11 protein-coding genes are annotated in these 13,841 nt (G+C 58.3%); 2 read left to right on the top strand and 9 right to left on the bottom strand.

All coding sequences use genetic code 11. From position 1 onward, the window contains the following. Positions 1–7: 7 nt before the first annotated feature. Together HX773_RS12060 and HX773_RS12055 are read right to left on the bottom strand one after the other, a co-directional pair. Complete coding sequence (locus tag HX773_RS12060) at positions 8–1,456, bottom strand: heavy metal sensor histidine kinase (protein ID WP_176971681.1); 1,449 nt, start codon at positions 1,454–1,456, stop codon at positions 8–10. Further along, positions 1,449–2,138: a heavy metal response regulator transcription factor gene (locus HX773_RS12055; RefSeq protein WP_176971680.1), complete on the bottom strand. Its 690-nt coding sequence runs from the start codon at positions 2,136–2,138 to the stop codon at positions 1,449–1,451. The genes HX773_RS12060 and HX773_RS12055 overlap by 8 nt, the downstream gene beginning before the upstream one ends. A 223-nt stretch (positions 2,139–2,361) precedes the next feature. Between HX773_RS12055 and HX773_RS12050 the strand changes: the two genes are divergently transcribed. After that, complete coding sequence (locus HX773_RS12050) at positions 2,362–3,405, top strand: alpha/beta hydrolase (RefSeq protein ID WP_176971679.1); 1,044 nt, start codon at positions 2,362–2,364, stop codon at positions 3,403–3,405. Here the strand turns inward: HX773_RS12050 and HX773_RS12045 are convergent. From HX773_RS12045 to HX773_RS12015, 7 genes are all read right to left on the bottom strand, one after another. After that, the gene (locus tag HX773_RS12045; protein WP_176971678.1) at positions 3,402–4,613 is read right to left on the bottom strand and encodes a multidrug effflux MFS transporter; all 1,212 of its coding nucleotides are present in this window, start codon (positions 4,611–4,613) and stop codon (positions 3,402–3,404) included. The genes HX773_RS12050 and HX773_RS12045 overlap by 4 nt on opposite strands. A 121-nt stretch (positions 4,614–4,734) precedes the next feature. Next, positions 4,735–5,574, bottom strand: coding sequence for a DUF817 domain-containing protein (locus HX773_RS12040; RefSeq protein ID WP_176971677.1), 840 nt, complete (start codon positions 5,572–5,574; stop codon positions 4,735–4,737). 159 nt (positions 5,575–5,733) lie between these two features. Beyond that, positions 5,734–7,116: an NtaA/DmoA family FMN-dependent monooxygenase gene (locus HX773_RS12035; RefSeq protein ID WP_176971676.1), complete on the bottom strand. Its 1,383-nt coding sequence runs from the start codon at positions 7,114–7,116 to the stop codon at positions 5,734–5,736. Between the two features lie 19 nt (positions 7,117–7,135). After that, positions 7,136–8,758 (bottom strand): ABC transporter ATP-binding protein, encoded by a 1,623-nt coding sequence (locus HX773_RS12030; protein ID WP_176971675.1) that lies wholly within the window; start codon positions 8,756–8,758, stop codon positions 7,136–7,138. Continuing rightward, the gene (locus tag HX773_RS12025; RefSeq protein WP_176971674.1) at positions 8,758–9,615 is read right to left on the bottom strand and encodes an ABC transporter permease; all 858 of its coding nucleotides are present in this window, start codon (positions 9,613–9,615) and stop codon (positions 8,758–8,760) included. The genes HX773_RS12030 and HX773_RS12025 overlap by 1 nt, the downstream gene beginning before the upstream one ends. Further along, on the bottom strand, positions 9,612–10,634 hold the full coding sequence (locus HX773_RS12020) for an ABC transporter permease (RefSeq protein ID WP_176971673.1): 1,023 nt from the start codon (positions 10,632–10,634) through the stop codon (positions 9,612–9,614). The genes HX773_RS12025 and HX773_RS12020 overlap by 4 nt, the downstream gene beginning before the upstream one ends. Continuing rightward, a complete protein-coding gene (locus HX773_RS12015; RefSeq protein ID WP_176971672.1) occupies positions 10,631–12,241 on the bottom strand; it encodes an ABC transporter substrate-binding protein in 1,611 nt (536 codons plus the stop codon). The genes HX773_RS12020 and HX773_RS12015 overlap by 4 nt, the downstream gene beginning before the upstream one ends. 270 nt (positions 12,242–12,511) lie before the next feature. Between HX773_RS12015 and HX773_RS12010 the strand changes: the two genes are divergently transcribed. Beyond that, positions 12,512–13,777, top strand: coding sequence for an acyl-CoA dehydrogenase family protein (locus tag HX773_RS12010; protein WP_255433208.1), 1,266 nt, complete (start codon positions 12,512–12,514; stop codon positions 13,775–13,777). Positions 13,778–13,841 lie beyond the last annotated feature (64 nt).

Genomic DNA, 13,841 nt, shown 5'->3' with positions numbered 1-13,841 from the left:
GATGTCGTCATGCTGACGCGTTACTGACAATGTTGTCAGGTTTCAGCGCGGCGACGGGCGCGGCAGACAGCGGTTTAGGTTCCGGCGTTAAGGCAAAGGTCAGCCCAAACGTGTTAATTCCACTTTCACTGCGCGCGAACACGTCACCGCGATGCATGATGGCCACCGCGCGCACAATCGATAATCCCAGCCCATGATGGGTGTCGCTTTTGGCGCGCGATGCGTCCACGCGGTAAAAGCGTTCAAAAAGGCGATGCAGATGCTCGGGCGCGATGGCATCGCCGTGATTCGCAACCGCCACCCTCGCCTGCGTGGTGGATTCACTCAGCGTGACGGTAATGGTGCTGTGCGGCGCGGCATGACGCGCACTGTTCTCCAGCAGATTCGCCAGCGAGCGATGGAATAAGCGCCGGTCGATGTGCACCTGTGCATCGCCGTCAATCTGCAGTCGCAGCTGCTTTTCGGCGAAACTGGGTTCCACGTATTCAGCGGTTTTAGCGGTCTCGGCGCGCAGCGAAACGCGCGTCAGCTGGGAAGCGTGTTCCCCCGCATGCGCGTGCGACAGAAACAGCATGTCGTTGACGATGGAGGTCATGCGTTCCAGTTCTTCCAGATTGGAGCCGAGTAAATCCTCCAGCTCGGCTGGCGAGCGGCGGCGCGCTAAGCCCAGCTGCGTCTGACCGATCAAATTGGTCAGCGGCGTGCGCAGCTCGTGCGCGACATCCGCATTGAAACTCTCCAGCTGCCGCCACGCGACCGCTTGCCTCTCCAGCACGCCGTTAAATGAGGAGGCCAGCGGCTGCAGCTCATCCGGCAAAGTATCGGTGTTGAGGCGCTGGGCGTGATCGCCCGGCACCAAGTGCTGCGCCTGCTGGCTTAGCGCGCCCACCGGACGCAGGCCAATGCGTGAAATGGCATAACCAAGCAGCGCCACAATAAACACGCCAACCAACGCGATAATCAGTAGCGTGCGCGTGAAGGCATCCAGCGTGCCCATGTAAGGCGTGGAGTCGATGGCCACCACATAGCGCAGCGCGGGCCGCTCGCCGTGCGCGGCAATGGTTTTCACCAGCAGGAACAGCGAGCAGGCCTCATCGGTCGCGCCCGGCACTTTATTGAAGCCTTCCTGCAAGGCATCCCAGCGCACGCCGAGCGGCGGCGCACCGCCAACGCTGAAACGCGCATCGTCACTCAAAATCCAGTACCGCACGCGTTCACCTTCCGCGCTGGTTAAGTCGGTGAACTTGCTGGCCAGCGCCGACCAGCCTTCAGGCGAGCTGCGCGCGCTGATCCACGGACTCATCAGCGATGCACGAAACTGCAGCTCGTTGTGCATCTGCTTTTGCAGCGAATCATGCAGCGAACTGCGCAGCAGCAGGCCAATCGTCGAGACAATCAGTACCATGCTGACAACAAACATCAGCGCCAGCCGCGCCGAGATCGAACCTTTAAACATGCTGATCCTCCCGCACTTCCAGCACGTAGCCCATGCCGCGCACGGTATGCAGCAGTTTGACCGCGAAAGGCGCGTCGATTTTGCCGCGTAAGCGTTTAATCGCCACTTCCACCACGTTGGCGTCGCTGTCGAAATTCATGTCCCACACCTGTTCAGCGATCATCATCTTCGACAGAATTTCGCCCTGATGCCGCGCCAGCAAACTGAGCAGCGCGAACTCTTTGGCGGTCAGCTCCAGCCGATTGCCTTGGCGGAATACCCGGCGCGCCAGCAGATCGAGATGCAGATCGTGGATTTGCAGTTGGGTGATGTCGGCACCGTCGGTGGCGCGACGCCGCACCAGCGCCTGGATGCGCGCCACCAGCTCAATCAGCGAAAAAGGCTTGGGCAAGTAATCATCCGCACCGAGCCGCAGTCCTTTTACCCGCTCATCCACCGAACCGCGCGCCGACAGCATCAGCACCGGCGTTTGTTTGCTGCTGCGAATCCCTTCCAGCACGCGATAACCGTCAATGCCCGGCAACATCACGTCGAGGATCACCGCGTCGTAATCAAACTCGAGTGCAAAGTGCAGCCCTTCCGCGCCGTCGGCTGAGACATCCACGGTAAACCCCGATTCACCCAGCGCGCGACTCAGGTAAGTGGAGGTTTTCTCTTCGTCTTCAACCAACAATAAGCGCATAGCTGGGGATTCCTTTATTTACAACGTTGAACGTTATGTTGCGCGCCGCTCACCAACAGCAAGCTGACACTTTGCTGACAGCGCTGTCAGCTTACGCGCAGGTGTAACTGACAAGGTTGTTATGTTCTGGTCATGATGCTGTCAGCCCGTGCGCCTTAAGCTCTCCCGACAATATCCATTACGCGCGCCCCTTTCAGGCCGCGACATTTCTCCGGGAGCAAAGATGAAACTCACTGCTATTCCTGCCCTGCTGTTCACCGCAATCTCCGTCAGCGCGCAGGCCGCTGATTACCGCCAAAACCCTTTCACGCTGGTTTATGACGGCGCGATTACGCAAAACGTGGCGGGCAAGGTCAACATCCATCCCGTGAAGTATGATCTGCACGGCCTGCAAATCGCCGCCAACGTTTACACGCCCGCCCATTACGACCCGGCAAAAAAATATCCCGCCATCGTTATCGCCCATCCTAACGGCGGCGTGAAGGAGCAAGTGGCTGGTTTGTACGCACAGCGACTGGCCGAACACGGTTACATCACCATCACCGCCGATGCCGCTTATCAGGGCGCCAGCGGTGGCATGCCACGCAGCGTGGATATCCCGGCTAACCGCATCGAAGATATCCACGGCATGGCCGATTACCTCAGCCGCTATCCCGGCGTTGATGCTGAGCGCATCGGTCTGCTCGGCATCTGCGGCGGCGGCGGTTACTCGCTGAAAGCGGCCCAGACGGATAAGCGGTTTAAAGCGCTGGCAACCCTGAGCATGTTCGATTCCGGGCGCGTGCGCCGCAACGGCTATCAGGATTCACAGATCGCCACCATTCAGGATCGTTTGCGTGCCGCCACCGAGGCGCGCAGCAAAGAAGCCGCGGGCGGTGAAGTCAGCTACTCCGGCGACGCCAATCTGACCGATGAGCAGATCGCCAAACTGCCGTTCGATCTTTATCGCCAGGGTTACGCCTATTACTGGAAAACCCACGCCCATCCGAACTCAACCTTCCGCTACACCACCAGCAGCCTGCTGGAGTTGATGCGCTTTGATGCGCAAAGCAACATGGAGCTGATCAACCAGCCGCTGCTGATGATGGCGGGCAGCAAAGCCGATTCGCTCTACATGACGCAAAGCGCTTTTAGCAAAGCCAGCGGAACCGCCAACAAAACGCTCTATCTCATCGCAGGCGCAACCCATATCGAAACCTACTGGGTGCCGCGTTATGTCGATGAAGCGATGAGCCAACTCGATCCGTTCTTCGACCAGAACATTTAAGCTTGCGACTTTGCCTTGGCGGCGGTGATCGCCATCACCGCGCTCACCACGGTAAACAGCGCGATAATCCAGCCCATGGTCCACGGCGTGCCGTCGCTTAACAGCGCCAGCAATAACGACGAGATGATGCCGCTGCCGTATTGCAGCGAGCCAATCAGCGCCGAGGCGGAACCCGCCATATTCGGCACCGCATCCATCGCCGCCGCCGTCGAGGTGGCCGCGATGATGCCGTTCATCGAGAAGAACACGAACACCGAGAGGATGATCATCACGATGCCGCCGAGCTGCAATTTGGTGCAGAGCGCGAGGATCAGCGCCGCCACGGTGGCGGTTAGCACCGCAAACTTCAGCAGCGACTCAAGCGGATAGCAATGCACTAAACGTCGGTTCACCATGCTCACCGCCATTAAACCCACCACGTTGACCGCAAACAGCCAGCCATAATGCTGCGCATCGATGCCGAAGTAAGTGATGTAGACAAAAGGCGAGCCGGTAATAAAGGCATACGCCGCAACGTAATAGGCCGCGACGCACAGGGTAAAACGCATGAAATGGCGATTTTTCAGCAGCGCGAAATAGTTGCGAAACGCGCCAGGCAGCGAGGCTTTCACCCGTTTCTCCGGCGGCAACGTTTCCGGCAACCAGCAGATCAGAACCAGCATTACGCCGCCGATAGCCGCCAGCAGCCAGAAGATGGTATGCCAGGATGTCACGCGGATCATCTGTCCGCCCAACAGCGGCCCGGCAATCGGCGCAATCGCCATAACCACAATCAGCGTCGAGAGCATCTGCGCGGCACGCGTGCGAGCAAACAGATCGCGAATCATGGCGCGCGCCAGCATCGGTCCGGTACAAGCGCCCAGCGCCTGGAATACGCGCCAGAACACGATGTGGGTAATGTCAGTGGAGAGCGCACAACCCGCTGAGCCGATGACAAACAGCGTCAGCCCAACAAACAGCGGCGCTTTACGGCCAAAGTGATCGCTCAGCGGCCCCCAAATCAGCTGGGCAATACAGAAGCCGATGAGAAATCCAGTGATGGTGAGTTCTGCATCGCCGTGCAGCTCGCGCGCCATGATCGGCATGGCGGGCAGATAGATATCCGTGGATAACGAGGTGATCGCCATCAACGCACTCAGAATGAGAATAAACGGCAAACCGCTCGACTTGACGGTAAAGGATTGCGGGCGCGTTGAAGCGTGATCCATGTTGAATTCCAGAGAGCTCGAATTCATCCATGTTAGCGGAAGGGATTGTGAAGATAATGGCCTGAAATAGCATTACGCCTATGAGGAAAATTCATTAATAGGCGCATTGGCTCGACATGACTTACTGCGCAATATGCACGCGTTTTTTTATATCTTTCAGAAACAGCGTGATGGTAAACGTCATCATCACCAACATTGACCATGCGCCCCACTTGCCGACATGCACCGTCGCCCACGCGCCAAGCTGATTGGGATATTGCCAGACGCCAAAAAAGGTACCCAGATTCTCTGCCAGCCAGATAAAGAAACCGATCAGGATAAACGCCACCAGCAGCGGCATACGGAATGGACGATCGTAGGGCGTAAATATCACTTCCGAGCGTGCATATAAGCCCAACGCCACCGCTGCGATATACCAGCGGTAATCACCGATATAGTGATGGGTAAAGAAATTCGCGTAGAGCGCTAGCGAGAGCAGCACGGCATGAAGAATCGGTGGATGATGGCGGATTTTAAGATCCATCAGACGCCAGCACTGAATAATGTAGCTCCCCACCGCCGCATACATAAATCCGCTAAAGAGCGGCACACCACCGATTTTACTCCACCCCGCCTCGGGGTAATGCCATGAACCAATGGCTGAAGAGGTTTTGAATAACTCTAAACCAAAGCCGAGCAGATGAAACAGGGTGATGGATTTCAGTTCATCCCAGCTTTCCAGTTTGGTGATAACCATTATTAGCTGGATTGACACGGCGATCATCAGCAGCAGGTCGTAACGCGCAATGCCAAACATGCCGCCACGCGGCACACAAAATATCGCGAGGAAAAACAGGCCAGCAAATAAGCAGGCTCGCGCCTCTTTGATGCCGAACCAGAGAAATTCGATGCCAAACCGCCGAATTCCGGTTAAGTCCATAGCGGGAGGATGGATGAGAAACTGGTCGAGGCGATTATGCATAACGGATTTCCTGCGCAGTGAAACATCCTTTTTTATCAGCATAATCATAAAGTCAGGCAGCGTCGCGTAAATGCTTATTCGTCGGTAAGCGCGGTCGCCATGAATGGCGCCCCTACGCTTTAACCAGGTGCGCATTTATGCGCACCTGGTTAAAGCGTGTTACTCACCCAACCTCAACGTCCGTTGCGGATGCGACGCCGGCAGCTTGCTCTCCTTGCCAAAAATCTTCTCGCGCAGCGTGCCTGATTTATACGCCGTTTGCGCCAGGCCGCGTTTTTGCAGCACCGGCACCACGTGTTCGACCCACTCATCCCACCAGCCGAGCGTGGTGACCGGCACCACATTAAAACCATCAACGCCGGCATCGGCAAAATGCTGCACCCGATCGGCGATCTGCTCTGGCGTACCGGCGAAGCGGCCCGGCAGCAGCGCGTGCTGGATCAGGTATTCGCGCCACGTCAGCACGCGGCCTTGCCCATAATCGGCATCGACCGCGATACGGAATTTCGAGCGCATGTGCTGGCTGAACTCCTCGCGGCGGCTCAGTTCGGTCAGTGGCGTATCGGGATCGATATTCGCCAGATCGATGCCCGAACCGCCGCTGTAAAAGCCCTGCAATGCATTGATATCAATATTGTCGAACAGATATTGCTGCTTGCGCTTCGCCTCCTCTTCGGTCGATCCAATCACGGTGGAAAGCATCACCAGCTTCTTCAAATCCTCCGCCTGGCGACCGTAATCGACCACATCCTGATTGAGGATGGCGATATCTTTGCGCGCGGTGTCTGGCGTTTGCGATGGCAGGAACGTCACTTCGGCGTTGCGCGCGGCAAAGCGGCGTCCGGCGTCGGAATTGCCGGCCTGGAAGAATACCGGGCTGCGCTGCGGCGACGGCTCAACAATGTGCGGCCCTTCCACCCGATAGCGCTTACCGACGTGATTAATCTTGTGGATCTTGTCGGCATCGAAAAAGCGGTTGGTGGCGGGGTCGTGCAGCACTGCGCCCTCTTCCCACGACAGTTCCCACAGCTTATACGCCACATCGAGATACTCCTGCGCCCATTCGTAGCGCTCGTCGTGCGGCACAATGTCCTGATAACCGTAGTTACGGAAGCCGTTGGAGAGATACGAAGTGACGATATTCCAGCCAATGCGACCGCGGGTAAATTCATCCAGCGAGGAGATTTGGCGCGCAAACGAGAACGGATGGGTCTGAATCACGTTGCTGGTCACCACCAGACCGAGATTTTCAGTCGCTAAACCCAGCGCCGAAAGAATGGTGATCGGATCCGGCTCGGGGAACTGGGTGCCGGCACGCATGGTGGTTTTGCCGTCGCCATATTCGATGTCATACACGCCCACCACATCGGCGATGAACAAGGTATCAAACAGCCCTTTCTCCAGGGTTTTCACCGTCTGCACATAGGCATCAAGCTGGTTGTAGTTGTACTGCACCTGACCTTCCGGCGTGCGCCAGTAACCGTGGCTGTGATGGTTCGGCGTGAGATGCAAAAATCCGTTATAAATCAGTTCGCGTGACATGTTCGCTCCAGTAGCAAAGTTAAGCGGTTTCCAGCGCGGCCAGGCGTGGCAGCGAGGCAAGTAATGTCTGGGTATAGGGATGGCGCGGGCGGTAGAACACCTCATCGGCGGCGCCCTGCTCGACCGCCTGGCCGTTCTGCATCACCAGCACGCGATCGCTCATGTGATGGATCACGCCGAGATCGTGCGAGATAAACAGATAACTGACGCCGAGCTGTGCCTGCAGATCGCTGAGCAGATCGAGAATCTGCGCCTGAATGGTGACGTCCAGCGCCGAGACCGCTTCGTCGAGCACAATCACTTTGGGATGGGTCGCAATCGCGCGGGCAATCGCCACACGCTGACGCTGGCCGCCCGACATGCGCGCCGGCCATTGGCTGAGATGCTCCGCCCCGAGCCCAACCGATTGCAGCAGGCTAATCGCCCGCTCGCGTGGCGTTTGCGTCGGCGCATGCCGATCGAGCGCAATCGCATCCAATAGGATGTCGGCCACGCGCCAGCGCGGGTCGAACGAGGAGAGCGGATCCTGGTACACCACGGCGATCTGGCGGCGAATGGCGCGCTGATCGGCGGCGGACGCATGGCTCCACGGCTGACCAGCAAACAGCACCTCGCCGCTGTCCGGTGATTCCAGCGCTAGCGCGATGCGCGACAAGGTGGTTTTGCCCGAACCCGACTCGCCGACAATCCCCAGCGTCTCGCCGCGCTTCAGGGTAAAGGAAACGTCATCGACGGCGCGGTGCCCGCGAAAACGCTTCACGATATGACGCGCTTCCAGCAGCACTTCCGCTGAGGGCGTTACGGATGGGATTGGCACGCTGGGCGCGCTGCCGGAAAGGCGCTGCCCTTTGGTGTGTTCGCTGGGAATCGCGTTTATCAAACCTTGGGTATACGCATGCTGCGGCTGTTGCAGCACCTGCTGCGCCGTGCCCGCCTCTACAATCGATCCGCCCTGCATCACCAGAATCTGATCGGCGATTTTCGCCACCACCGCCAGATCGTGGCTAATCAAAATCACGCTGGTGCCGCGATCCAGCATCTGCCGCAGCACTTCCAGCACCTGCGCCTGCACTGTGACATCCAGCGCGGTGGTGGGCTCATCAGCGATCAGTACATCCGGATGCAGCGCAATCGCCGAAGCGATCAATGCGCGCTGGCGCAAGCCGCCCGACAGCTCTCCCGGCCGTTGGCTGGCGCGATAAGCCGCCTGCGGCACGCCGACCTCTTCCAGCAAGGCCTGCACTTTCTGCTGGCGGCTGGCGGCGTTGCCCCAACCATGCAGCGCCAGCGCTTCGGCGATCTCTTTGCCCACCGGGCGCAGCGGATCCAGCGACACCAGCGCGTCCTGCAAAATGAATCCCACTTTGCTGCCGCGTACCTTGCGCCACCAGCTATCGCTACGCTGCTGCAGCGTCTCATCGTGCAGGCTCAGCGTGTCAGCCTGCACGTGTAATCCGTCACCGGCTAATCCCACCAGCGAACGGGCGGTGACGCTTTTTCCCGAGCCCGATTCACCCACCAGCGCCAGACATTGCCCGCGTTGCAGCGCGAAGCTGACGTTCTTCACAATATGGCGCGGTTGCCCGCTTTCGCTGCTGGCCCAGATATTCAGGCCGCGCACATCAATCACATTGTTGCTCATTAGCGCTTCTCTCCTTCCGCTCGCTGCTGGATGTAGCGGCCAATCTGCGTAAACGACAGCGCCACCAGCACAATGGCAATGCCCGGCAGCACTTCCAGCCACCAGGCGACGGTGACGTTAATTTTTCCGGCTTCGAGCAGCGCGCCCCACTCCGGCGACGGCGGCACCACGCCTAATCCGAGAAACGACAGACCGGATGCCCACACCACCGATTGCCCGATGCCTAACGCCACCAGCGAGAACAGCGGCAGGAACACGTTGGGCGCAATGTGCTGGGTAAACAGCCGCGGCCACGGATGTCCGAGCGCACGCGCCGCTTCGACATAACCGGATTGTTTGACCTGCAATGCCTGGGCACGCACCAATCGCGCATAGCCGGGCGCGGTGCCAATGCCGACCGAGATCAGCAAACTGCTGGCGGAGGGACCCAGCAGCGCGACAAACAGCAGCGCCAGCAGCAAGGTGGGAAACGCCAGCAGGATTTCCAGCAGACGATTAACCGGCTCCGCCAGCCAGCGCGGTCCCAGCGCGGCACTAAAGCCAAGCACCACCGCACCCAACAGTGCGATCACCATCGCGCCGATGCCAATCAGCAACGACTGACGCGTGCCCCAGATAATGCGGCTATAGAGATCGCGGCCGATGTCATCGGTGCCGAGCCAGTTAGCCCACGAAGGCGCTTGCAGCGCGCGATAGAGATCGGTGCTGAAGGGATCGTGCGTCGCCAGCACGCCAGGCGCGATGGCCGCGACAATAAAGAACAGCGCCACAATGGCGGAAAGCAGCACCGAAAGCGGCAGCTGCCAGCTGACGCGCGCGGTGCGCGGCCCGGCGTAATCCGTGAGATGAGTTGTCATGCGCGACCTCGCAGGCGGGGATCGACGATCAGGTAAATCAGGTCAACCACCAGGTTAATGACGATGTAAAGGAAACTGATGAGAATCACGATGCCGGAGACCAGCGCAAAATCCTTGTTGCTCACCGCATTGACCAGCACGTTGCCGAGGCCCGGGCGGGCAAACACCGCTTCCACCAGCACCGCGCCAGAGAGCAAATTGCCAATCGCCCAGCCGCTGAGCGTGATGGCCGGAATCAGCGCGTGGCGTAACACATGGCGCAGCCGCACGCCCGCCAGACTCATGCCGCGCGCCCGCGCCGACAGCACAAACGGCTGCTGCATGCTGCGTTCAAATTCGCCGCGAATGGCGTGACCAATAAACCCCGCCAGCGGAATCGCCAGCGTGATGGCGGGCAGCACGGTGCCGAGCAGGCTGGTGCCGCCGACCACCGGGAACCAGCGCAGGCCGATGGCGAAAACGATCAGCAGCAGAATGCCAATCCAGTACTGCGGCAATCCGGCCATGATGGTTTCCACTGCCGAACCGAATGCCGCCAGCCGACGATTACGTCCGGCGGTGAGCAGCGTCCACGGAATGGCGATAATCCACGCCAGCAGCAGCGCGGCAATCGCCAGAGTAAAGGTCGGCAGCAGCTGCTCGGCGATGATGTGCACCACCGGACGCTGTAACTCAAAGGAGAAACCAAAATCGGCGTGCAGCAACCGCCAGAAATAGTGCAGATACTGCTCGACAATCGGTTTATCGAAACCGTACTGCGCGTTGATCGATGCCAGCTCCGCCGGCGTGCGTTCAATCACCTGCCCGGAAGTGATATTCAGCAGGATGGTGGCGCGATCGCCCGGTAGCACCGACAGCACTAAAAATGTCACGGTGATGGTGCCCCACAGCACGAACAGCGCTGAGGCGATGCGCAGTGAAATCCGCCGCAGCAGTGACGCCGTGCGGCTGCGTGGTGCGGCAACGCTGACCACATCGGCGGCGCTGTTTTGCGGCGACGATGACGTTAATTCACTCATGGCTGCTCCTGCACGAAGTAAGCATCGTTAAAGTTCAGCAATCCGTTGCCCTGATCCTGCCAAAGCCCGCGAATGTTGTTGGCGATGGCCACGTTGTAGGTGAAGTTGTAGCCGCCGATGGCAATCGCCTGATCGTCAAACCACTTTTGCAGCAGGTTGAATTTTTGCTGACGCCGTTGCGCATCGGGATCGCGCTGTGCATCAAGGATTTGCGCTTCCACTTTGGGATTATTGAAAAAGCTGGTGTTATTGCCGTTGAATGCGCCGTTGAGCGCATGGTTGTAGACGATGTCGAGGATGTTGGGCGACGGCCAAACCCAGTAACCAAAGCTGATCTCTTTATCCGCCGGACGCGAACGTGCACCGGCAAAGCCTTCGGTTTGCGTCAGCGGGATCAGATCCAGCTTGATGCCGACGCGTTTGACCTGATCCTGCACCGCCTGCAGCATCAGCGCGCCTTCCTGGTCGATAATCGCCTGAATAAACGGCAAGCGCGCATCCAGCGTTTTGCCGTCTTTGGTGCGATAGCCAGCGGCATCGCGTCCGCTCCAGCCGGCGTCATCCAGCAGCTGGTTGGCTTTGGCAATATTGAGTGAATAGCGATCGTCAACATTGAGATAGAGCGGCGTGCTTTTACTCAGCGAACCGTTGCCCTCATACGGCACCGCGCCTTTGAACACGGTTTTGACGATCTGCTTGCGGTCCAGTGCGTAAGCAAACGCCTGGCGCACCCGCTGATCGGTAAACGGACCGCGCTGCACATTAAAGGAGAACGCCTGCGGCCGTCCGGTGGCGACATAAGAGAGCGTTTGATAGTGACGCTGCAGCGCCTGCCACTGCGCGGACGGCGGCTGATAAATGACGTCCGCGCCGCCACTCACCAGCGCACCCCAGCGCGTGGTGGCATCCGGCACGAACTTCCACTCCAGATGCTTGATATACGCCGGGCCGTTGTGGTGCGCGTTTGGCGGTGCCCAGCGATAGTCGTCATTGCGCACAAAACTGATGCCATCGCCGCGCACCCAGCGCGCCACTTTCCACGGTCCGGTGCCGACCGGTCGTAAGCACTTCTGCTCGCTGCTGTTATGCGCCAGCGAATCGGGTGATTGAAATCCGTAATGACCGTTTGCCAGCACGTTATAGATTTCAGGATTCGGCTCAGATAAATGCAGCGCCACGGTATAATCATCGACCTTGGTAAAACCGGTCATATAAGTAAAACCGTGCCAGCCAATGCCTTTTTGCCACGCCGGATAATTCGCAATAACCGCATCGGCATTAAACAGATCGCCATCGGTAAATTTAACGTCGTGGCGCAAATGAAAAGTAATGGTTTTACGATCGGCGGATTCACTCCAGCTGGCAGCCAGCCACGGACGAATCTGTCCGTTGTCATAACTCACCAGATAATCAAAAACCTGACGCGATAAATAAGCTTGCTGCACCCAGCCGCCCCACAAGCAAGGCGGCTCCTGCTCATGCAGATAAACCAGCGTGCCGTCGCTATAACGGGGCGGCGCGGTCTGCGCGCTGACGCTTAAGGGCAACGCACCACTTATCGTCGCCAATATTGGTATGAATAAGCGCTGAAGAGGCTGATATTTCATTTCTCACTATTTTCCCGGTCAAAAGCTAATAACAGATTTCGCGTGGATCTATTCCGCTTGAAATTATATTTTCTGGAAATTAATGGGTAATTTTCGGAGTCGCGTTTGAATAGAGCACAGATATAAAACGCGGCAAATAACAATAGTGGCAGTCAATATGCAGAAATGAATTATTTGTTCCATATAGTGAAATAAGCTGAGATTAGTTATTTGGCGAAATAGCTTGCGCAGAAAAAGCATTAAATCGCGCCCGATGGCGATGACATAGTAATGAAAATTTCTATGCTGGAGAGAAGCGTCATGTCGCACATCGAATCAGGTTGGGGAGCTGGCCCGTCATCCCGTTATGAACAGCTGGCGGAGCGTTTCCGTCCTGTGTTCAAGAACATACGCGCGGGCGCGATTGAGCGAGAGCTGCAGCGTCAACTGCCGCTGGAGCAAATTGCGTGGCTGAAACAGAGCGGCTTCACCGCACTGCGCGTGCCGGAGAGCCATGGCGGCCTGGGCGCGACGCTGCCTGAGCTGTTCGCGCTGCTGATTGAGCTTGGCGAGGCGGATTCCAATCTGGTGCAATCGATTCGCGGTCATCTCGGCTTTGTGGAAAACGTACTGAACAGCGGCAGCAGCGCGTTTCGGGATAAGTGGCTGACACGCCTTGGACGCGGTGAAATCGTTGGACCGGCGTGGAGCGAAACCGGCGATGCGCGTCAGTCTGAATTCTCCACGCGCATTGCGCGCAGCGGCGAATCCTGGCGGCTTAATGGCCGCAAGTTTTACACCACCGGATCGCTCTATTCTGACTGGATTGATATCGGCATCACCGATGAAAACGGCAAAGGCGTATCGGTGACGGTTTCCCGCACCGCAGAAGGCGTGAAGGTGCTCGACGACTGGAACGGCTTCGGCCAAACCCTGACCGCCAGCGGCACGGCGATTTTTGCCAACGTGGCGATCGCCGCCGATGACATCAACGAAGAGATTCATTTCAGGTATTCACCGGCGTTTTATCAGCTGATACATCTGGCGACGCTGGCCGGCATTGGCCGCGCGCAGAGCGGCGAAGTGGCGCAGCAGGTGGCGTCGCGCACCCGCACTTACAGCAATGGCAATGCGCCGCGTGCCGCGCAGGATGCGCAGATTTTGCAGGTGGTTGGACGCCTGCGCGGCGCAGCCTACAGCAGCGGCGCGATTGTGCTGCACGCCGCCAGCGCGGTGCAGCGAGCGTATGACGCGCACTTCAGCGGCGATCAGGAGGTGGAGAACCATGCGGTGGCGATCGCCGAGTTGGAAGTGTCGCAGTCGCTGAATGTGGTGAGCGATCTGCTGCTTAACGCCAGCTCGACGCTGTTTGATGCGCTGGGCGCGTCGGCCACGCTGAAGCCGTTGGCGCTGGATCGCTTCTGGCGCAACGTGCGCACCCTTTCTTCGCACAATCCACGCATTTACAAGGATCGCATCGTCGGTGATTTCGCGGTCAACGGCACCTTGCCGCCCGAGCAGTGGCGCATCGGCGTAGCGGATAAATCATCCGTGTAATCGATATGGATCATTGCACCATCCCGTAGCGGCGCAATTTATTGCGCAATAAATTGCGCCGCTA

It is taken from the genome of Pantoea sp. B9002, assembly GCF_013385945.1.
Classification (GTDB): Bacteria; Pseudomonadota; Gammaproteobacteria; order Enterobacterales; family Enterobacteriaceae; genus Pantoea.
Note: the sequence above shows the minus strand (reverse complement) of the source record. Positions and strands in the feature narration are given on the sequence as shown.

Bases quoted from the DNA above. Each gene is read 5' to 3' on its own strand.
- HX773_RS12060 (WP_176971681.1), bottom strand. From the start codon at position 1,456: ATGTTTAAAGGTTCGATCTCGGCGCGGCTGGCGCTGATGTTTGTTGTC.
- HX773_RS12055 (WP_176971680.1), bottom strand. From the start codon at position 2,138: ATGCGCTTATTGTTGGTTGAAGACGAAGAGAAAACCTCCACTTACCTG.
- HX773_RS12050 (WP_176971679.1), top strand. From the start codon at position 2,362: ATGAAACTCACTGCTATTCCTGCCCTGCTGTTCACCGCAATCTCCGTC.
- HX773_RS12045 (WP_176971678.1), bottom strand. From the start codon at position 4,613: ATGGATCACGCTTCAACGCGCCCGCAATCCTTTACCGTCAAGTCGAGC.
- HX773_RS12040 (WP_176971677.1), bottom strand. From the start codon at position 5,574: ATGCATAATCGCCTCGACCAGTTTCTCATCCATCCTCCCGCTATGGAC.
- HX773_RS12035 (WP_176971676.1), bottom strand. From the start codon at position 7,116: ATGTCACGCGAACTGATTTATAACGGATTTTTGCATCTCACGCCGAAC.
- HX773_RS12030 (WP_176971675.1), bottom strand. From the start codon at position 8,758: ATGAGCAACAATGTGATTGATGTGCGCGGCCTGAATATCTGGGCCAGC.
- HX773_RS12025 (WP_176971674.1), bottom strand. From the start codon at position 9,615: ATGACAACTCATCTCACGGATTACGCCGGGCCGCGCACCGCGCGCGTC.
- HX773_RS12020 (WP_176971673.1), bottom strand. From the start codon at position 10,634: ATGAGTGAATTAACGTCATCGTCGCCGCAAAACAGCGCCGCCGATGTG.
- HX773_RS12015 (WP_176971672.1), bottom strand. From the start codon at position 12,241: ATGAAATATCAGCCTCTTCAGCGCTTATTCATACCAATATTGGCGACG.
- HX773_RS12010 (WP_255433208.1), top strand. From the start codon at position 12,512: ATGAAAATTTCTATGCTGGAGAGAAGCGTCATGTCGCACATCGAATCA.